Source organism: Paenibacillus sp. FSL H3-0302, assembly GCF_037982245.1.
In the GTDB taxonomy this organism is placed as follows: domain Bacteria; phylum Bacillota; class Bacilli; order Paenibacillales; family Paenibacillaceae; genus Paenibacillus_AQ; species Paenibacillus_AQ odorifer.
The window spans coordinates 6,430,776-6,447,835 of sequence record NZ_CP150284.1; the positions used below are offsets into that span (position 1 = coordinate 6,430,776).

17 protein-coding genes are annotated in these 17,060 nt (G+C 38.4%); all 17 read right to left on the reverse strand.

Annotation, left to right across the window (positions count from 1 at the left end; translation table 11 throughout):
• Positions 1–21: 21 nt before the first annotated feature.
• Positions 22–570, reverse strand: a complete 549-nt coding sequence (gene raiA, locus MHH50_RS28640) for a ribosome-associated translation inhibitor RaiA (RefSeq protein ID WP_036678506.1) — start codon at positions 568–570, stop codon at positions 22–24.
• A 229-nt stretch (positions 571–799) separates the two neighbouring features.
• Positions 800–2,236: an S-layer homology domain-containing protein gene (locus MHH50_RS28645; RefSeq protein WP_340033761.1), complete on the reverse strand. Its 1,437-nt coding sequence runs from the start codon at positions 2,234–2,236 to the stop codon at positions 800–802.
• A 317-nt stretch (positions 2,237–2,553) separates the two neighbouring features.
• On the reverse strand, positions 2,554–2,751 hold the full coding sequence (locus MHH50_RS28650; RefSeq protein ID WP_019915069.1) for a cold shock domain-containing protein: 198 nt from the start codon (positions 2,749–2,751) through the stop codon (positions 2,554–2,556).
• Between the two features lie 235 nt (positions 2,752–2,986).
• A complete protein-coding gene (locus tag MHH50_RS28655) occupies positions 2,987–3,334 on the reverse strand; it encodes a hypothetical protein (protein WP_340033762.1) in 348 nt (115 codons plus the stop codon).
• Complete coding sequence (gene fliS / locus MHH50_RS28660) at positions 3,315–3,704, reverse strand: flagellar export chaperone FliS (RefSeq protein ID WP_076220647.1); 390 nt, start codon at positions 3,702–3,704, stop codon at positions 3,315–3,317. Before fliS ends, MHH50_RS28655 begins: the two co-directional genes overlap by 20 nt.
• Before the next feature lie 123 nt (positions 3,705–3,827).
• Entirely contained in the window at positions 3,828–5,561 is a 1,734-nt protein-coding gene (locus MHH50_RS28665; protein WP_076220648.1) for a bifunctional glycosyltransferase family 2 protein/class I SAM-dependent methyltransferase, read from the reverse strand.
• 165 nt (positions 5,562–5,726) lie between these two features.
• Entirely contained in the window at positions 5,727–6,275 is a 549-nt protein-coding gene (locus tag MHH50_RS28670; RefSeq protein ID WP_076220649.1) for a CatB-related O-acetyltransferase, read from the reverse strand.
• Between the two features lie 514 nt (positions 6,276–6,789).
• Positions 6,790–8,292 (reverse strand): flagellar filament capping protein FliD, encoded by a 1,503-nt coding sequence (fliD, locus tag MHH50_RS28675; protein ID WP_076220909.1) that lies wholly within the window; start codon positions 8,290–8,292, stop codon positions 6,790–6,792.
• Positions 8,293–8,307: 15 nt separating this feature from the next.
• Positions 8,308–8,700 carry a flagellar protein FlaG gene (locus tag MHH50_RS28680; RefSeq protein WP_076107013.1) on the reverse strand — a complete coding sequence of 131 codons (393 nt, stop codon included), beginning with the start codon at positions 8,698–8,700 and terminating at the stop codon, positions 8,308–8,310.
• A 79-nt stretch (positions 8,701–8,779) separates the two neighbouring features.
• Positions 8,780–10,657 carry a glycosyltransferase family 2 protein gene (locus MHH50_RS28685; protein ID WP_076310002.1) on the reverse strand — a complete coding sequence of 626 codons (1,878 nt, stop codon included), beginning with the start codon at positions 10,655–10,657 and terminating at the stop codon, positions 8,780–8,782.
• A gap of 126 nt (positions 10,658–10,783) precedes the next feature.
• Entirely contained in the window at positions 10,784–11,680 is an 897-nt protein-coding gene (gene hag / locus MHH50_RS28690) for a flagellin Hag (protein ID WP_076220360.1), read from the reverse strand.
• Positions 11,681–11,912: 232 nt separating this feature from the next.
• Positions 11,913–12,809 (reverse strand): flagellin Hag, encoded by an 897-nt coding sequence (gene hag / locus MHH50_RS28695; protein WP_076220359.1) that lies wholly within the window; start codon positions 12,807–12,809, stop codon positions 11,913–11,915.
• Between the two features lie 211 nt (positions 12,810–13,020).
• Positions 13,021–13,260 carry a carbon storage regulator CsrA gene (gene csrA / locus MHH50_RS28700; RefSeq protein WP_076107006.1) on the reverse strand — a complete coding sequence of 80 codons (240 nt, stop codon included), beginning with the start codon at positions 13,258–13,260 and terminating at the stop codon, positions 13,021–13,023.
• A gap of 1 nt (position 13,261) precedes the next feature.
• On the reverse strand, positions 13,262–13,708 hold the full coding sequence (gene fliW / locus MHH50_RS28705) for a flagellar assembly protein FliW (RefSeq protein ID WP_076220358.1): 447 nt from the start codon (positions 13,706–13,708) through the stop codon (positions 13,262–13,264).
• A gap of 203 nt (positions 13,709–13,911) precedes the next feature.
• Positions 13,912–14,478, reverse strand: coding sequence for a DUF6470 family protein (locus MHH50_RS28710; RefSeq protein ID WP_340033763.1), 567 nt, complete (start codon positions 14,476–14,478; stop codon positions 13,912–13,914).
• Between the two features lie 15 nt (positions 14,479–14,493).
• Positions 14,494–15,411, reverse strand: coding sequence for a flagellar hook-associated protein FlgL (flgL, locus tag MHH50_RS28715; RefSeq protein WP_076107000.1), 918 nt, complete (start codon positions 15,409–15,411; stop codon positions 14,494–14,496).
• Between the two features lie 15 nt (positions 15,412–15,426).
• Entirely contained in the window at positions 15,427–17,010 is a 1,584-nt protein-coding gene (flgK, locus tag MHH50_RS28720) for a flagellar hook-associated protein FlgK (RefSeq protein WP_340033764.1), read from the reverse strand.
• Positions 17,011–17,060: the final 50 nt, after the last annotated feature.

Here is a 17,060-nt window from a genome sequence, read left to right on the forward strand (position 1 = left end):
CATAACTGGCATCATTATAACTTAGCCCTGTTCAATCAGTCCATATTTACCATCATCACGTTTGTAAACTACGCTAACTTCCGAGGTGTCGATATTGGAAAACACAAAGAAATTATGTCCTACCATGTTCATTTGCAGAATCGCTTCTTCCACATCCATCGGCTTCATCGTAAAGCGTTTGTTCCTAACCACTTCTAAATCATCATAATCTTGTTCTTCTACAGCAACAGCGGCACTAGCTCCATCCACAAACAGCGTCTTGAGTCCCTCTTGACGGAACTTCCGATTCAGCTTCGTTTTGTGTTTGCGAATTTGGCGTTCCAGCTTGTCCACAACGGCGTCTATGGAAGCATACATGTCATCGCTGCGATCTTCCGCACGAAGCGTCACGCCAGCAAGCGGAATGGTTACTTCCACCGTATGAAGGCCGCGAACTACGCCAAGCGTCACAGACCCTTCAGAGGTAGGGGGTGCTTCGAAATACTTCTCAAGTTTGCTGAGCTTCTTATCAACATACTCTCTCAAAGCGTCGGTCACGTCAATTTGTTGACCTCGAATGGTGAATTGCATGGCCACTCCTCCTTTAGTTACACCTTCATTATACCAAATTGTAAGCGCTAAGTAAAAAGCAATTCCTTACAGCCCTTACATTTAGATAACAAATGTTGTCATAGCGTTCACAAATAAAACAAGTCCGGTAAGAGCAACCAATCGCCCTACCGGACCAAAAGTAAACCTGTCGTTATTATAGTACGGATTCCACTCTTATATTCTCCGAATGAAATCACATAAGGTCAGGCTATTTGGTATGAATTTGAATGATTTCTACAGGAGACCATTGAGAACCCGATCCTGCAATAACATATACCTTATAGGCAGTATTTGCTGCTAAACCAGTTAGGGTCTGTGTACGTTTTACACCAGAAGCAAACGTAAGTGTGTCCGTCCATGGAGCAGCCAGTGCAGTACCGCTACCATTTTGACCTAAAGCAATCTGCGCTGCAGTAGGTGCCTTCTCATTTGCTGGCAATACTACATATCTAACTGGGGTTGTATCGCCACCTGTTACACCATATTTAACATATACATCTGCTGTAACTGTACTAACTTGTCCCGGCTCAAAAAGCGAAATCGAGCTAGCAGTAGCTTGAGCAGTAGTCAACCGAACTGTCGTTACAGTAGACAAGTTACCAGCTGCATCCGCAAGCGTGATATATGTTGCATATTCTGTACCAGGATTCAATCCGTAAACAGAGAATGTAACCGTTGTTTTAGCTATAGTCGCAACACTACCATGGATAACACTTGCAGTCCCGTTACTAATTTGTCCTTTTTCCACCTGCAATGCAGTTGGAGCAGTTACATCAGCATTATAAGGAGCTACAACATAGTATACTGCACCAGTTACGGAAGGTGTCAGGTATACATCCGCTGTGACCGAACCAACATTACCGTAGGTTGCCCCACTTACTGTTGGCGCTGTGCTACTTTCGCCACCACCGTTACCACCACCAGAACCTCCGCCAGTACTGCCACCTGGAGCAGCAGTTGGGGTTGGTGTAGCTGTTGGTGTCGGAGTAGCCGTTGGAGTTGGTGTAGGTGTTACACCACCACCTGTGCCACTACCAGGATAATAAATAGCTGAAGTATTGATAATACCTACAGCCTCGGCACGTGTTAACGATCTCTTAGGACCAAAGGTTCCATCTGGATAACCGTTAACAATCTTCTTTTCCACTGCGGCTGCTACAGCACCTTTTGCCCATGCTGCAATTTGTGCATTGTCTTTAAATTTGTTCGAAGTTGTATTGGTGCTCAATTTAAGTAATTTTGCAGTAATTACAGCTGCTTCTTCTCTTGTAAGCGGATTATTAGGACGGAACGTATTATCCTCGTATCCTCCGATATATCCAGCTTCCACAGCTTTAGCCACTTCACTGTAATTCCAGTTTGTGCTCTTCATGTCTTTGAAAGTTACTGTTGCTTTAGTTGTAAACCCTAACAGGCGATTTACCATAGTCACATACTCACCACGCGTAATTGCTTTGTTTGGTTTCACCGTTCCATCTGGGTAGCCTCCAAGGTAACCTCTATCTAGCCATTCCTGCAGCTGACCTTGTGCCCAGTGGCCTTGAATATCCTTAGGTACAGTTGCAGCAGATACGCTGCCGAGAGACCCCAATAACATACTAGTACCTAATATTCCGGTCATAAGACCGCGCCACATCTTCTTCATCCTGCTAATCACCCTCCTAATTGTTTTGATAGCTTAGGCTATATTGAATTTCTTCGTGAATGTAGTAACCTAGGCTAACATAGTGTGTGTCGAGGTAAGATAAACAGCTCAACGTATATCTATTACCCACCTTTTGCATAGTTCTAACATTTTCCATAAAATGAATTTACAAAATAGGCTATTTTCTTTACTAGGATTGGCTATACTAGACACATATGAACGCACAAAAAAAGGATCTTGGAAGATTCCAAGATCCCTGCTAGCGCTGTCTAAATTGCTAACCATCTACTTATATGTAGTTCGGCTTCGCCGGATGATTATAATTTGATTACGTTAGCTGCTTGTGGTCCACGTGCACCTTCAACGATATCGAATTCTACGGATTGACCTTCATCCAATGTCTTGAAACCATCAGTTTGAATCGCGGAAAAGTGTACGAATACGTCGCCACCGTCTGCAGTCTCGATAAAACCATAACCTTTTTCTGCGTTAAACCATTTTACTTTACCTTCCATTGATTAAACATTCCCTTCGTCATCAGATGAACGTGAGTCTTGCTCACAATTCGACTATACCACCGTAACTTCTTTATTGTCAATTGGAAAAGAAAATGTTTACATTCAATAATTTACCACGTAAAATAAACTATTAAATTTTCCATAAACAAGAAATAGATTCGGTACAATGATCAAAAAAAGGAGCGGACGGTATTTAATACCCGTCTACTCCTATAGTGAAACACCGATAAAATTATTTTTTGCGATCCATAAGAAAACTGTCTGGGGTGTAGGCGGCCTCGTAGGCGTTGCGTTGGGTTTTGGCCATTTCTCGCTGTTGAAGCCACTTAGCTGCCTCACTTTTAAGTTGTTGCATCCTTGCAATTATCTTAGGATCGGCCTCTAACAACTCTCGTAACTGATGCTGCTGGTTTACACCGATCGACTGTTTTTTCACATGCTGTTCGAGTTGATCTATCAAATTTTGACGTTGTTCGACGAAATCATTTAATTCTTCATATGAACAATTACCTAGTCTATTAATAATATCTTGAGTAATCTTATTTAACTCTAAGATACAATTATCCATGGGTCTTCTCATGTGTTGGTACCAGCTTTGACGCCTCTAACCAAGTTACTCGAAACTCAGTCAAATACTGTAACGCCTCTTCTGCAGGAACCTTGTCTTTCTTCACATTCGCCTGAATCAACAAATGATTTATATATTCGTATAGATCATACAAACTTTTAGATATGTCATAGGTAGGATCCAGTGTTGACATCAATTCACTAACAATTGTCTGCGCTTTACCCAGGTTAATGTTTGTCTTTTGATAGTCAACTGAATCGATTCCTTCCATACCCGCCCTTACAAATCTAATCGCTCCATCAAATAACATAATCAGTAACTGTGAGGGGGTCGATGTTTTTACCGATGACTGACGGTATTTTTCATAAGGAGAATTTATCATTTGTGTCACCCTTTACTAAAAATTAACTAAAGCAATCAAAAATCGACTTAACATCTGATGAGTATCTCAATTGAATTAAAATTGCCAACTCTTTTACTCTGATTATCTTCGGTGTAACTTCATTTAAATTAGAACCTTCAGAAACTCTTTATATAACATCTCATCTGATAATTTCAATTTTTCTAAAAAACTATGTGCTAAGGAAGTTTCCCCTACCATAGATAAAGCGTAAGTAAGATTATATAAAACTTCCGCGTTACTACTATTTAGATAATATGCATTTTTCAAAAAAGCAATTGCTTTTGCCGATTTTCCTTCTTCAAAAAATTTAGCTCCTAACTGGTTGAATATTTCTTCCTTCATTTCATTTTCCCAGTTCTTAGTAACAATTATTTCGATAACTTCTTCTACAGAGAAATGATCCACCTTTTCCCAATGTGTTAGATTTACTTCCCCATCTAAAATAAATAAATCCATAAGATCAAACACCTTATTCTTAGAAGCAGAAATCAAATATTGATACACATTAAATTGATCCTTCAAAGCGTCGTTGTCATTAATTGTAAGTAATTTCCGAACAAAATCTTCGCTGTCTTTTGATGAACCGATAGAATTCCCACTTAAGTGATCTATTTTGTACCCCGTACTTATGATCATTTTTTTTAATTCATAAAGAGTAAAAAAGCGCATGTGAGTTTTGTCCAATATTCCAGCATCAGTGTAAGTCCAAAAACCATTTAGTAATCCTTGAATAACAGAATGGTGCATGATGTTAGGAATACTAATAAGAATACGTCCAGATGGTTTCAGAGATTTCCTCAGCTTTTCCAATACTGACCATGGGTCAACAAGATGTTCAAGTACATCGGCTAAAATTATATAATCGAATGTATTCTCCTGATAAGGAAGTGCTTCCTTCTCGATATTAACAGTACTGACATCTGCAATTAATGATGAAACCTCTGCAGCTTCTTTATTAATCTCGATTCCGAATACAGTACTATTTTTATAACGATTTTTCACCTCCAATAAAGTCCCACCACATGCGCAGCCTACTTCCAGAATTACAAGTTCAGTATCAGGGGAGTCCTGAATCATATTTAAGACATCAAATCGAATATGTTGCGAATAAAGAGGACTAAATCCCCATTTTTTCTCGAAGAGGACAGCATTTCTGTTTAATAACTTAGCATACTTTTCTTTTTCCTCAATAAAAGAAACACTCCCAAAATGATGAATAAATGTATCTTTGCAAAGTAACAACCGATATCCGGCTTTTCTAATTCTTAAGGAGAAATCATCATCTTCAAAGTTACCTGGAGAAAACTGTTCATCCAACATACCAATTTCATTAATCACAGATTTTTTAATTAAATAGCAAAATCCGATTAATTTAATTCTCTCGTTGTACTCCCCGAGATTATTTGTATTAAAATTCTTAGAAAACTCATGCATTTCTTCTATATTTGCATAACTATAGGGTACACTCTGTGCATATGAACAGTTATTAGTTACACAACTAACCGCACCCACAGAAGGGTCTCCATTTAATGCAACCAATAGATTATCCAACCAATTGTAAGTTACAATAGTATCATTATTTAGTAAGAGAATATTATCTCCAGTCGATATCTCGATTCCTTGATTACAACCCTTAGGAAAGCCCAAATTACTGTCATTCTCAATCAACTTTATATCACTTTGTATTCTTAACCAATCACGAGTTCCGTCACTAGAATTATTATCAATTACAATTAACTCGTATGAATTAAGGTCTGTATATTCCCTTATACTCTCAATACACATCTTAGTATACTCAAGCTGGTTATACGCTAGTATGATAATACTTGTCATCATAAATTGCCATTCTCCATTCTCTACCTCAAGTGAAACTTCAAGTTAACCATTTATTATGCATATCTAAAAATCCCTATAACTATATATATCGGTCAGAGTTTATTTCTTTTTAATCCATTAGCAGAAGTGGAAAAATGAAAAATCTAGAATGCTATTTTTCTATCTTCAACGATCATAACGCTTTATAAATTCATTAATATTATTACTTTGCAATAGTGGAACTGCATTTGCTATTTCCTTAACATCCCAATCCCACCATTTTAATTTATTCATTTTTTTAATTTCATCTTCTTTAAATCTATATTTAATAATCCTTGCAGGATTACCCGCTACCACTGCATAAGGGGGGATATTTTTACTTACTACAGATGATGCACCAATAACAGCACCATCCCCTATACATACTCCAGATAGTATAGTTACTCCTGATGCAATCCAAACGTCATTACCAATGGTGACATCTCCTTTAGTTCTCGGATGCCCTTCTATATAGGAATAATGTTGACTTAATACGTTAAAAGGATAAGTTGTGATCCAATCTGTCCGATGTTCACCTCCTAAAAATATAGTTACTCTATCCGAAATCGAACAAAATTTACCTATTTTCAGAAACGTATTTTCTCCGAAACTTTTCACTTCTGGGGTCCCATATGTAAATGGTCCTATTTGAACCCTACTATTTCCGACTCCAGGATAAGCGTTTTCTAATTCCATTATAGCTTCTTCCTGTTTCAAAAGATTAATCATAAATTCCACCTTTGGAGTCAGGGACTTTGTAAAAATCACCTTTGCTTTTGTGATATTATGATCATTAAAGGCCTCAATTAAATCAACGAGAGTTTCAATAAACTTTTCGACACTATCAGTCAAAATTTTTCCGAAATGGTCTTCATTCATTGAGTTATTAAGTATAACGGCATACTCTGCAATAACATTTATGTTGTCGATAACTTCATTATCAAATTCATTTTCAGCTATTTTATTATAGGTACGGTTTATTAAAGGGATAATTAAGCTAATAACTTGGCCAAACGTTTCGTTGTTACTTTTCATTCATTCATCTCTTTTCCCAAGTTTAAGAGCCACCCTTACAATAAAATAATAATTAAAAACCGAAAGCAGCATCTTATACGCTAGCATTCGGTATTAATATTTTTTATTAAATATATAGCGTAGCTATCTTTTACAGAAGTTTATCAATATTTCGCATAAATATTTATAGATTAAATTATCCCGATATAAAATTAGTCAAGCTTGTTGATTGTGCATTATACTTGCTCATTGCTTGTTCCATGGCAGCATACTGTTTATAGTATCTTGTCTCTAGATCATTCATACGTTGAGTCATATCATCAATCCGTTTATTATAATTCTTCAACATATCTCCCATAATACTATTTGTTTTAAACACATCTGTAACACTCGTTGAAAATTTAGATGTACCGACTTTGTCAACTAGCTTTTGAAGCTGTCCATCAATTTTAGTGGAAATTTGTGAGAATATACCTTTTTGTTCACCCGAACCTTGAAATAACTGAGTAACAAAGGTAGGATTGTTCTCCAATATTTTATTCAGGTCATCTTCACTTTTAAGAACTAATTTACCGCCTTCGAAATACTGACCAGTATCGATTCCCATTTTACTAAGGTCACCCAAATTTGCAGAAATAATCTCACGCATACTTGCGACCGTTGCCGCCAGAATTGTATCGTTTTTAAGAAGACCACTTTTAGCCTTTGCATCCCAGTTTTTGATATCATCCTCTGACATTTCTTTTCTTTGTTCATCCGTTAGAGGAGGGAAGTCTCTATAAGTTTTCTCACTAGTTTTTTTATTCATCAATTCAATTAACTCATTGTAGTCATTTATAAATGATTTAATTGATTCAATTGCTTTGGTAGGTTCCACCTGAACTGATATTTTAGATGAAGTCGCTTCAGTTGAAGTACTTAGAAGCGAGATACTTATTCCGTTAATACTAGTTTTATTACCATTGAATTCCACTTTTTGAAAGGAAGCTTCACCTTCAGATTTAACATGTATAATTCCTTTTTTTCCATCAGTTATACTTAATGTATCCGTAGGTGCTGCATTGAACAAACTCAATAAATTTCCACCTACAGCACCAATCTGTTTGTCACCATATTCTTTTGCAGAGAGAATTAATTTACCTGTCAATTCATCAAAACTTGCAACTACATTCGCCTTTTTTTCACCTGCATCAGCATTAATTCTCGATAAAACCTGAGATATTGAATAATCCTTGTTAAAGATAAATTCAGCATCACCAATTGTTAATGTATAATTGCCTTGTGCATCGGCATTACTTGTCCCTCCTGGCAAGGCACTTAACAGAGTACTTGATTTATACCCGTTGGCATAACTGCCTGTTATACCTGTAGTAGTGATCGTAGTACGCGTGGAAAGCTGTTCCACATACAGTTCCATAGGAACAGGTGTTGCATCTGCATTCGCCTTCGCACTGATAGCAGTATTATTTCCAGTTAATACTGCTTTTTGAGGATTCATCTCTTCGCCCTTATTATATTTAGCTAATTTATTTATTTTGAAATCCACCAGTTTGCTATTTATCTCACGATAACTTTCTCTCTGCCATTCAAAGGTTTGCTTCTGTTGTTTAAGCTTATCCAGTGGAGCCCTTTTGGCCGTCATAATCTCCTTAACAATTGAATCAATATCCATACCGGATCCAAATCCAAATACCCGCATCTTTAAACCTCCTCTTTATACTTTTTCATCTACTAATATCCCAGCGATCTCCATCATCTTAGCTACTAAATCCAGCGTTTTTTCTGGAGGTATCTCACGTATAAGTTGACCTGTTTCCTTGTTAATTACCTTCACCATAATAGCATGTGTTTTTTCATGAACACTGATTTCTAAGGATGTAGAGGGTCCCTCCAGTGCTTTAACAGCCCTATCTATATTACGTATCAGTTGCTCTTGTCCTACCGGAATCTGAACCCCCTGCTTCTCCAGAACAGATAGTTTCTCTCCACTCTTCACTGCGTTTACTAATCTAGTGTCCTGGTTTTGAATATTACGTTCACTAACCTGGCGCTGATCAATAACAGAATTATCATATTTGTTACTGGTCAAGGAAAATTGCAGATTCATAGAACAACCTCCGATGCATATTTATATTATTTTTATCGGTTAAATATTCAAAATATTAAGAGTACATCAATACGAGAATTTAAATCACCCACAAAGATCTAGGAAATTTAATCTTAATGCTATCTATCGTTCTAGACATTCCAACACGATCGTTCATTTTTTCATATAATCTATAACATCTTTCATAGGAACCGTAATCTGGCGTTAACTCTAAAAGCTTGGAATAAAAAAGCTGGGCATCCTCCATATAGTTGCAAGAAAGACACAAATCGCCCAATAATCGTATAGTCTCCACATTATTAGGATTTTTTTTAAATAGCTTAACAAAAAGATCAATAGCAACCTCATTGAAGCCATATGATATCAAGAGACTGTAGCTATTAATTTTACTCTTCAAAGAAGTCACCGCAATATATTCTAATAGGGTCTGCAAGCACTCATATTCCTGAAGTTTAAGTAAATGAGAGGCAATATCCCCGAGAATTTTTTCTGTATAGGAAGTCATTTTATTAGATGAAATCACTTCTTTTCTTATTATTTTTCTAAAGAGTTTTTCTTCCTTTTCACTGAAGTTTAGATGAGGCTTAGCCAGATTAAATAATTCCTCATTATCTAATACAAACGACAGTAAAAGAATGTCTACTGCATTTTCAATCTGTATATCTTCCATACTTAACCACATATCTTTAGCTTCAATATATTTCTTATCATATTGCATTGCCGAAGCTGCAACATTCGGTTGAGCTGTAATGCTATACACTGATATAAATCTATTCAATAAAGGATGTCGTAATCCATACAGAACATCTAGTAAAAGCTGTAAATCATTAATATTCGATATATTATACAGCTGTATAATATTCTGGTACACATCGTCTAGTGGTATATTTGATTTAGTCACAATCTCGAAGTATTTACTTAATCCAGGCGCAAAAGTCTTTTTCTCCTGAAGAACCTCTACTATATATTTATAACTTTCGTCTAATTGATTTTGGTCTTCATATAGTTCCGCTAATACAAATCGGGTCATATATCCCCCGGTTCCTTCTGTAACACTCACACCCAGGTCACCACCGAACTCTAAGCATGATTTAAGAGTTATTTCAGCATCCTTGATGTATCCTGCATCCATGAATATTCTACCCTGCATATAGCGCATATCCGTCTCAAGTGGATATACTTTCACTGCATCATTTAAAATTTTCAAACTATCGTCATATTGATTAAGTTCACCTAAGCAATAACACAGTTTAGTAATAAGCTCAGGTAAAAACATACGTCCAGAGCTTAGTGGATAAGCTCTCTGAAAATATTCAATTGCTTTTGCATTTTCATTAATAGATAAATAAGTTTTTCCCATATTATACAGGTTGTAAGCTCCAGGGTTTTCCTCAACTTCTTGTAACATAAGGGGTAAATTCCGTTTTGTTTTTTCCTTCTCTTGCATAATTTCATCAGTGTATCCAGTATGATGAATAATTACTTCTCCATATTGGCTTTTATAATTCGTTTTAGCATCCAATATGTTTAAATGTTCATGTAGACGGTTATTGTAGTGTAATCCTCTATTGTTAGCAAAGAGTCGTACCGCAGTATGTGTAAATGCCCTGCCATAGGAAACATCATTATATATTTTCAATAAAAAATAGTCATAGTCAGGCTTTATATCTTTCTGCAAATCTGCATCTGACTCTAAGTATTCGTCTGCATCCAGTACCAAAATATATTCTGAAGTAGCATATTTTAAAGATTCATTTCGAGCAGCTGCAAAATCATCAACCCATTTAAAATGGTAAATCTTCGTAGTATATTCTTCTGCTATTACTAGAGTCCCATCCGTTGACCCGGTATCAACAATTACGATCTCTGACACTTTATCTTTTACACTCTCAAGACATCTCTTCAAATATTTTTCTTCATTTTTTACAATCATGCATAAAGTAATTGTCTTATCCATATCATTATCCTCTCAAACTCATAAATTCTGTTATCTTATATATCGGCTTTGTCATAATCAAACATTAGAATGATAGGAAAAAGGGACCCCTTATGGAGTCCCTTTTTCCTATCATTCTGCTTACTATTAACGAAGCAATTGAAGTACAGCTTGAGGTTGTTGATTAGCCTGAGCCAACATCGCTTGAGCTGCTTGGGCAAGAATATTATTCTTAGTTTGATTCATCATTTCTTTAGCCATATCTACGTCACGAATACGGGATTCAGCTGCGGACAAGTTCTCAGAGGTAGTGCCCAAGTTATTAATCGTGTGATCTAGACGGTTTTGGTAGGCACCTAATTTTGAACGTTCGCCAGATACAGTCTCAATTGCAGAGTTAATAGTCTCAATAGCTGCATCTGCATTTGTTTGACTAGAGATATCAATACCGTCAACTGTAGTAGCGCCAGCACCCGCAACCGCTGAGCTATTGGCTGTCGATGCTCCATTTACTTTAAGCGTTGTAGCATCCATTGCTTTAATGGACAATGCAATGTTTTGACCTTTATTCGCACCAATATGGAATGTAAGGTCAGAAGCACCTGTAACACCTGATCCAGTAGATGCAGAACCATCCAGCAATTTTTTGGTGTTGAACTCTGTAGTATTGGAAATACGAGTAATTTCTTTAGCCAGTTCATTTACTTCTTTTTGAAGTTCGCCACGGTCTGAAGCGGTATTAGTATCATTTGCAGACTGAACAGCCAATTCACGCATACGTTGTAGAATGCTGTGGGTTTCATTCAGTGCGCCTTCAGCCGTTTGAATCAAAGAAATTCCATCTTGTGCGTTTTTAGTAGCCATATCCAAACCGCGAATTTGACCGCGCATTTTTTCGGAAATCGCCAAACCTGCAGCATCGTCACCTGCACGGTTGATACGCAAACCGGAAGATAGTTTCTCAACGGATTTGTTTGTGTTGGCGGTATTTACACCTAGCTGACGGTGAGTGTTCATTGCTGCAATATTGTGATTGATAATCATAATCTTATTTCCTCCCTGAAATTAAATGATTCCACATCCTTGTGGTGATATTGTTTCCTCAAGGTCGGCCGCCCTTCAGAAACAACCCTACTACTAATATCGACACATGATATTACATAGTTTATAGTGATTGAAATATTTTCCTATAATTTAATGGAATCTAATATTTTGAAGAATCACATTTCAAAAAAAGGGAAGAGCTTATATAAAGCCCTTCCCTTCAATTCAAATATTAACGAAGCAATTGAAGCACAGCTTGTGGTTGTTGATTAGCTTGAGCCAACATCGCTTGCGCTGCTTGTGCAAGGATGTTGTTCTTCGTTTGGTTCATCATTTCTTTCGCCATGTCTACATCACGAATACGGGATTCAGCTGCAGACAAGTTCTCGGAAGTCGTTCCCAAGTTATTAATCGTGTGATCTAAGCGGTTTTGGTACGCTCCTAATTTGGAACGTTCGCCTGATACAGTTTCGATTGCAGTATTGATAACAGTGATTGCAGCATCTGCAGCTGTTTGTGTAGAAATATCAATACCATCACTTGCTAATGCATCTACTGTCGATGAAGTCGCTGCGTTACTTGCTCCACCACCAGCTACTTTTAGTGTAGCAGCATCCATAGCATTGATATTCAAGGTAATATTTTGACCTTTGTTAGCTCCGATATGGAATGTAAGATCCTTTCCATCGACACCTGCACCACCAGTACTAGCAGAACCATCCAACAATTTCTTCGTATTAAACTCAGTCGTATTAGAAATACGAGTAATTTCTTTTGCCAACTCATTTACTTCTTTTTGTAGCTCACCACGGTCAGAAGCTGTGTTAGTATCATTCGCAGATTGAACTGCCAATTCACGCATACGTTGCAGAATGCTATGAGTCTCATTCAAGGCGCCTTCTGCTGTTTGAATTAATGAGATTCCATCTTGTGCATTCTTAGTAGCCATATCCAAACCGCGAATTTGACCGCGCATTTTTTCGGAAATCGCCAAGCCTGCAGCGTCATCGCCTGCACGGTTAATACGCAAACCGGAAGATAGTTTCTCAACGGATTTGTTTGTGTTGGCAGTATTTACACCTAGTTGACGGTGAGTGTTCATTGCTGCAATATTGTGATTGATAATCATAATAAATTTCCTCCCTGAAAATAAGTTAATCCACATCCTTGTGGTAATGTTGAACCCTTAAGGTCGGCCGCCCTACCCGTTCAACATCTACAACTTATATCGACTTGAAGCCACCTATAGTTTAGAGTAATTTAATTTTTTTCGAACTTATTTCTTACAAATCAAAAAACCTGAGTCTGCAATTTGCAGCTCAGGTATACTCGATCACATATTAGTGACTATTCGCTTTACGTAACCGATCCATCAATGCGTTCAAATCAGATTGGACAGGGGCAGCAGATTCTCGGTTAGCTTCCTGAATGGACAGATATATCTCTTTCCGAAAAATATCCACATGCTTAGGTGCGGAGATACCTACCCTTACTGTATCTCCTTCTACACTTAAGATAGTCAGCTCAATTTGATCTTGAATGATGATAGACTCTCCTTTTTTACGAGAAAGTACAAGCATATTAGTCTCCACCCTTTCCATCTTCAACAGATTTCTCTGATAATAAGGTATGCTTGGTGAGATAGGATGATTTATGAAGAACGACCTGCTTGCCCTTTCGATTACCAGGATTAAGCACAATTGGGGCCAATAAATTAATAGTAGACTTATCAACTTGATCCTTCAATGTAATAATACAACGAACAATAATATCAGATTGGATTTCCAGTTCCTCAGTCTCATCGTCAGGTAGTTCAAACTCGTAAGATGGATAAAAGGCAAAGGGATCTCCAAGCAAAAATGATAACTCCTTTTCTTTCGTAGATTGCAAATACCAGAAAGGAGTATCTTCCATAGCAATCAATGCAAAATCAGTTTCTTCATCAAAACCGGGGATTCCTTTATTGAAATGATATACTTGTTCTTCAGTTACTTCAAGTTTACCCCAAGACAGTGTTTCTATAATCAAAATTACCCACTCCTTTAACAAAAATCAACTTCCCCCGAAGACGAACAGTTTAATCCCAATTGCTCTGTTAGCATTTCTTGTAGCAATATTATGTCACCGACCTAATAAGAAAAAAACTTATTTTTTCAAAAAAATTCTATTATTGTAAAGACAACAGACCGTCTCCCAAAGACGGTCTGTCCGAGTTGCTACGGCATCTCATATTACATCTGAGCATCCACTTCTGGAGGAATAAATCTCAAAGATGCATATTGCTGCATATAGATATCCAGTTTGCCACGAGTATATTCTATTTCCGGACGATGAATGTTTACCTGAACATTTACCTTGCTAGGCGAAAATTCAATTTGAGGCGCTCTAGTTTTCACACGCACATCGACATTGTCAAAGGATGCCGGACCACGCATTTCAGGAAACGAATTGGGTTCAGTATCAGTACCATACACTTCAGCAATTGAGTTACCAGGTTTAAAAAATTCTGCCATTTGATTTCCCTGTTCTACTTTCCTTGCAATTCCTTGAAGATATAGTTGCTGGATACCAGAATAAATTCGTTTGTTCATTTCGAGCATATTACCACCATTATATGCCGCCCAAGCTCGAGATTGATCAATAGAAAGCTCAGGTTTAAACGTTTGGATATCCCATTTCCCCGCTGTTGTAGATATATTAACTTCTGCTTTAGGCTGAGTAATAGAAAAATCACCCAAGTCTGCATCAATACCAATAACTGCGGGAGTCTGACGAATTTGCAATATCGGCTGCAGCAACGAGAAGCACCTCCGTTATCTTATAAAATCCACCAAAGTTGTAGATATAATCTTTGCACCTACTGACAAAGAGGCATTGTATATATTCTCTTGGATTTTCGACTGCATAATCAATCCCTCGTAATCCGCATCCTCTGTCTTAGCTTGCAGATCCGTCAGATTGACATTCAAGTCACTTAAGCGCTCCTGCATGAGTTCCACTCGATTGGTTTTGGCACCAATTTCAGAACGGGCCGTCAAGATGGTTTCCATACGCGTGTCGATGTTATCTAATTGACCCGATATGGCTCCAAGATCACCAGCCTTTAATCCCGCAGAAATACTATTAATGATTGTATACAGATTATCTGAATCTCCCGTATTACCGAATACATCATTACCGGTCATACTAATCGGCATACGTACACCTTCACCGACAATAAATTGAATCTGCCCAGGATCCGTAGTAACCGGCTTAGACACATCATAGGTACCATCTGCACCTTTAGCAAAATCATAAGGTTTGGTGGAGTATTGCTCACCATTAAATATATATTTACCGTTCAGTGTACTGTTAGCGATATCCACAAGCTGCTCTTTTAGCTGCATCACTTCTTCATTAATACTATCAAGCGCGGACTGCGGATTAGTCCCTGTCGCTGCTTGTACGGACAGTTCGCGAATCTTTTGAACAACATCTCCGGCCTGTCCTAGAACTGTATCATTGTAATCAAGCCATGAAAGTGCGCTATCTACATTTTTAGTATATTGTTCGTTAGAGGAAAGCTCCGCACGGTAGCGCAGGGAATACGTGATTCCTACCGGATCATCGGAAGGCTTGTTGATTTTGCGTCCGCTGGAAAGCTGTAACTGTGTATCGTTCATCGTACGTGCATTGCGATTTAGGTTAAGCAGAAGCTGTGAATTCATCATGTTAGAGGTTACTCTCAACATACGCTATATCTCCTTTTATCTGCCGACTGTGCCGGTGGAATTGATCAATTTGTCGAGCAGTTCATCAAAAGTAGTCATAAAACGCGCTGCGGCACTATAAGCATGCTGGAATACTAGCATATTCGACATTTCTTCATCTAGGGATACACCGCTGACTGATTGACGACGGGAGTTAACTTGCTCTACGAGATAATCTGAGTTATCCGTCTGACGTGCAGCCTCTTGGGATTGAATACCCAGCTGACCAACCATAGAGCTGAAAAGCCCACCAACAGTGTTGCTCACACTACCGTCTGGCTTAGTAAATTTACTATCCTTCAAGTTCGTCAATAGAAGCGCCAAGGTGTTATTTCCTTTAACGACTTGCGTATTTCCATTCGCATCAACAGTTGTACGTAACGAAGTTGCAAATAGGTTTACGTCAGCTGCAATTTCCGGATTCAGTTTGATCGTTCCAGCCTCACCTGATGTTACAAAGAAATCGCGTCCGGCGCTTCCATCCATCGCGTAACCTAACTTGTGAAGTCCGTTAAACCCTTTGACAATGGTCCTGGCGTCCTCATACATTGTTGCGCCCTTAGGCATGGCCTGACCAGCGGTCAAAGTAACTACGGTACCGTCAGCTTGTGTAATCTTGGCATCACTAGTCAACACTGTGCCCTCAGGAAGATTGGAGCCAGCTGGCACTGTAATTTCAACGTCACCTGTAGCAATAGTGCTCGCCAAATCATTGAGCTGTTTCTTGTAATCGGCAACATAGGTATTATTGGAAAAAATCATTCCGTAAGCCTCGCCGCCCTTCAAGGTTCCGGAGGCATAAGCATTATTAAGAAACGCGCCATCTACGGTTGCAGTTACTTCCCCACCCTCTACGAGAGGTTGTCCCCCTAAAGAAATGTTATAACCTGCTTCCGTCTCTACAACAGTAATATTAGCAATTTTGGAGAGCTTGTCCGCCATCAAGTCGCGTTGATCACGTAGATCGTTCGCATGATCCCCCATACCCTCAATCTTATAGATCGATTTATTTAGATCTGCGATCGCGGTCAGGTAACCCTGAGCTTCTTTTGCCTTAACATCTATATTAGTGGTTAGATCCCGCTCCAGATTATTCAGTTGCGTGCTCATATAGTTCATAGCATCCGTCAAAGATTGTGCAGTTTGCACTACAATCTTACGGGCCGTTGGATCTTCAGGGTTCTTACTTAGATCCGACCACGATTTCCAGAAGTTATCCAGAACTGTACGAATGCCTGTATCCGATGGCTCATTAACGATAGCTTCCAGCTTAGAGAGCGTATCTGCTTGAAGACTCCAGTTGCCGAAAGCAGCGTTCTCACCACGGTACTGATCATCCAGAAACATTTCTCGAATCCGATCGATAGATGAGAATTCCACCCCTGTACCCATTTGACCTGGAACAGTAGATTTTAACAATCCGTAAGCTTCAATAGGTAAAGAGGCTTGCATATTAACACGTTGACGAGTATAACCTTCGGTATTCGCATTAGCGATATTGTGTCCAGTTGTATTAAGAGCTGCGGTCTGAGTAAAAAGGCTGCGTCTCGCCGTCTCTATCGAGTGAAATGTGGATGTCATGCTTCTTACTCCTCCTTATGTTCTGCTCCGGCAGAACACTTCATCAGTAC

What these genes read in the sequence shown, in the direction of transcription:
- MHH50_RS28680 (WP_076107013.1), bottom strand. Translation starts at nt 8,700, where the DNA reads ATGAATCTGCAATTTTCCTTGACCAGTAACAAATATGATAATTCTGTT.
- MHH50_RS28645 (WP_340033761.1), bottom strand. Translation starts at nt 2,236, where the DNA reads ATGAAGAAGATGTGGCGCGGTCTTATGACCGGAATATTAGGTACTAGT.
- MHH50_RS28670 (WP_076220649.1), bottom strand. Translation starts at nt 6,275, where the DNA reads ATGGAATTAGAAAACGCTTATCCTGGAGTCGGAAATAGTAGGGTTCAA.
- hag (WP_076220360.1), bottom strand. Translation starts at nt 11,680, where the DNA reads ATGATTATCAATCACAATATTGCAGCAATGAACACTCACCGTCAGCTA.
- fliS (WP_076220647.1), bottom strand. Translation starts at nt 3,704, where the DNA reads ATGATAAATTCTCCTTATGAAAAATACCGTCAGTCATCGGTAAAAACA.
- csrA (WP_076107006.1), bottom strand. Translation starts at nt 13,260, where the DNA reads ATGCTTGTACTTTCTCGTAAAAAAGGAGAGTCTATCATCATTCAAGAT.
- raiA (WP_036678506.1), bottom strand. Translation starts at nt 570, where the DNA reads ATGCAATTCACCATTCGAGGTCAACAAATTGACGTGACCGACGCTTTG.
- MHH50_RS28685 (WP_076310002.1), bottom strand. Translation starts at nt 10,657, where the DNA reads ATGGATAAGACAATTACTTTATGCATGATTGTAAAAAATGAAGAAAAA.
- fliD (WP_076220909.1), bottom strand. Translation starts at nt 8,292, where the DNA reads ATGCGGGTATTTGGATTTGGATCCGGTATGGATATTGATTCAATTGTT.
- MHH50_RS28650 (WP_019915069.1), bottom strand. Translation starts at nt 2,751, where the DNA reads ATGGAAGGTAAAGTAAAATGGTTTAACGCAGAAAAAGGTTATGGTTTT.
- flgL (WP_076107000.1), bottom strand. Translation starts at nt 15,411, where the DNA reads ATGTTGAGAGTAACCTCTAACATGATGAATTCACAGCTTCTGCTTAAC.
- hag (WP_076220359.1), bottom strand. Translation starts at nt 12,809, where the DNA reads ATGATTATCAATCACAATATTGCAGCAATGAACACTCACCGTCAACTA.
- MHH50_RS28665 (WP_076220648.1), bottom strand. Translation starts at nt 5,561, where the DNA reads ATGATGACAAGTATTATCATACTAGCGTATAACCAGCTTGAGTATACT.
- MHH50_RS28655 (WP_340033762.1), bottom strand. Translation starts at nt 3,334, where the DNA reads ATGAGAAGACCCATGGATAATTGTATCTTAGAGTTAAATAAGATTACT.
- flgK (WP_340033764.1), bottom strand. Translation starts at nt 17,010, where the DNA reads ATGACATCCACATTTCACTCGATAGAGACGGCGAGACGCAGCCTTTTT.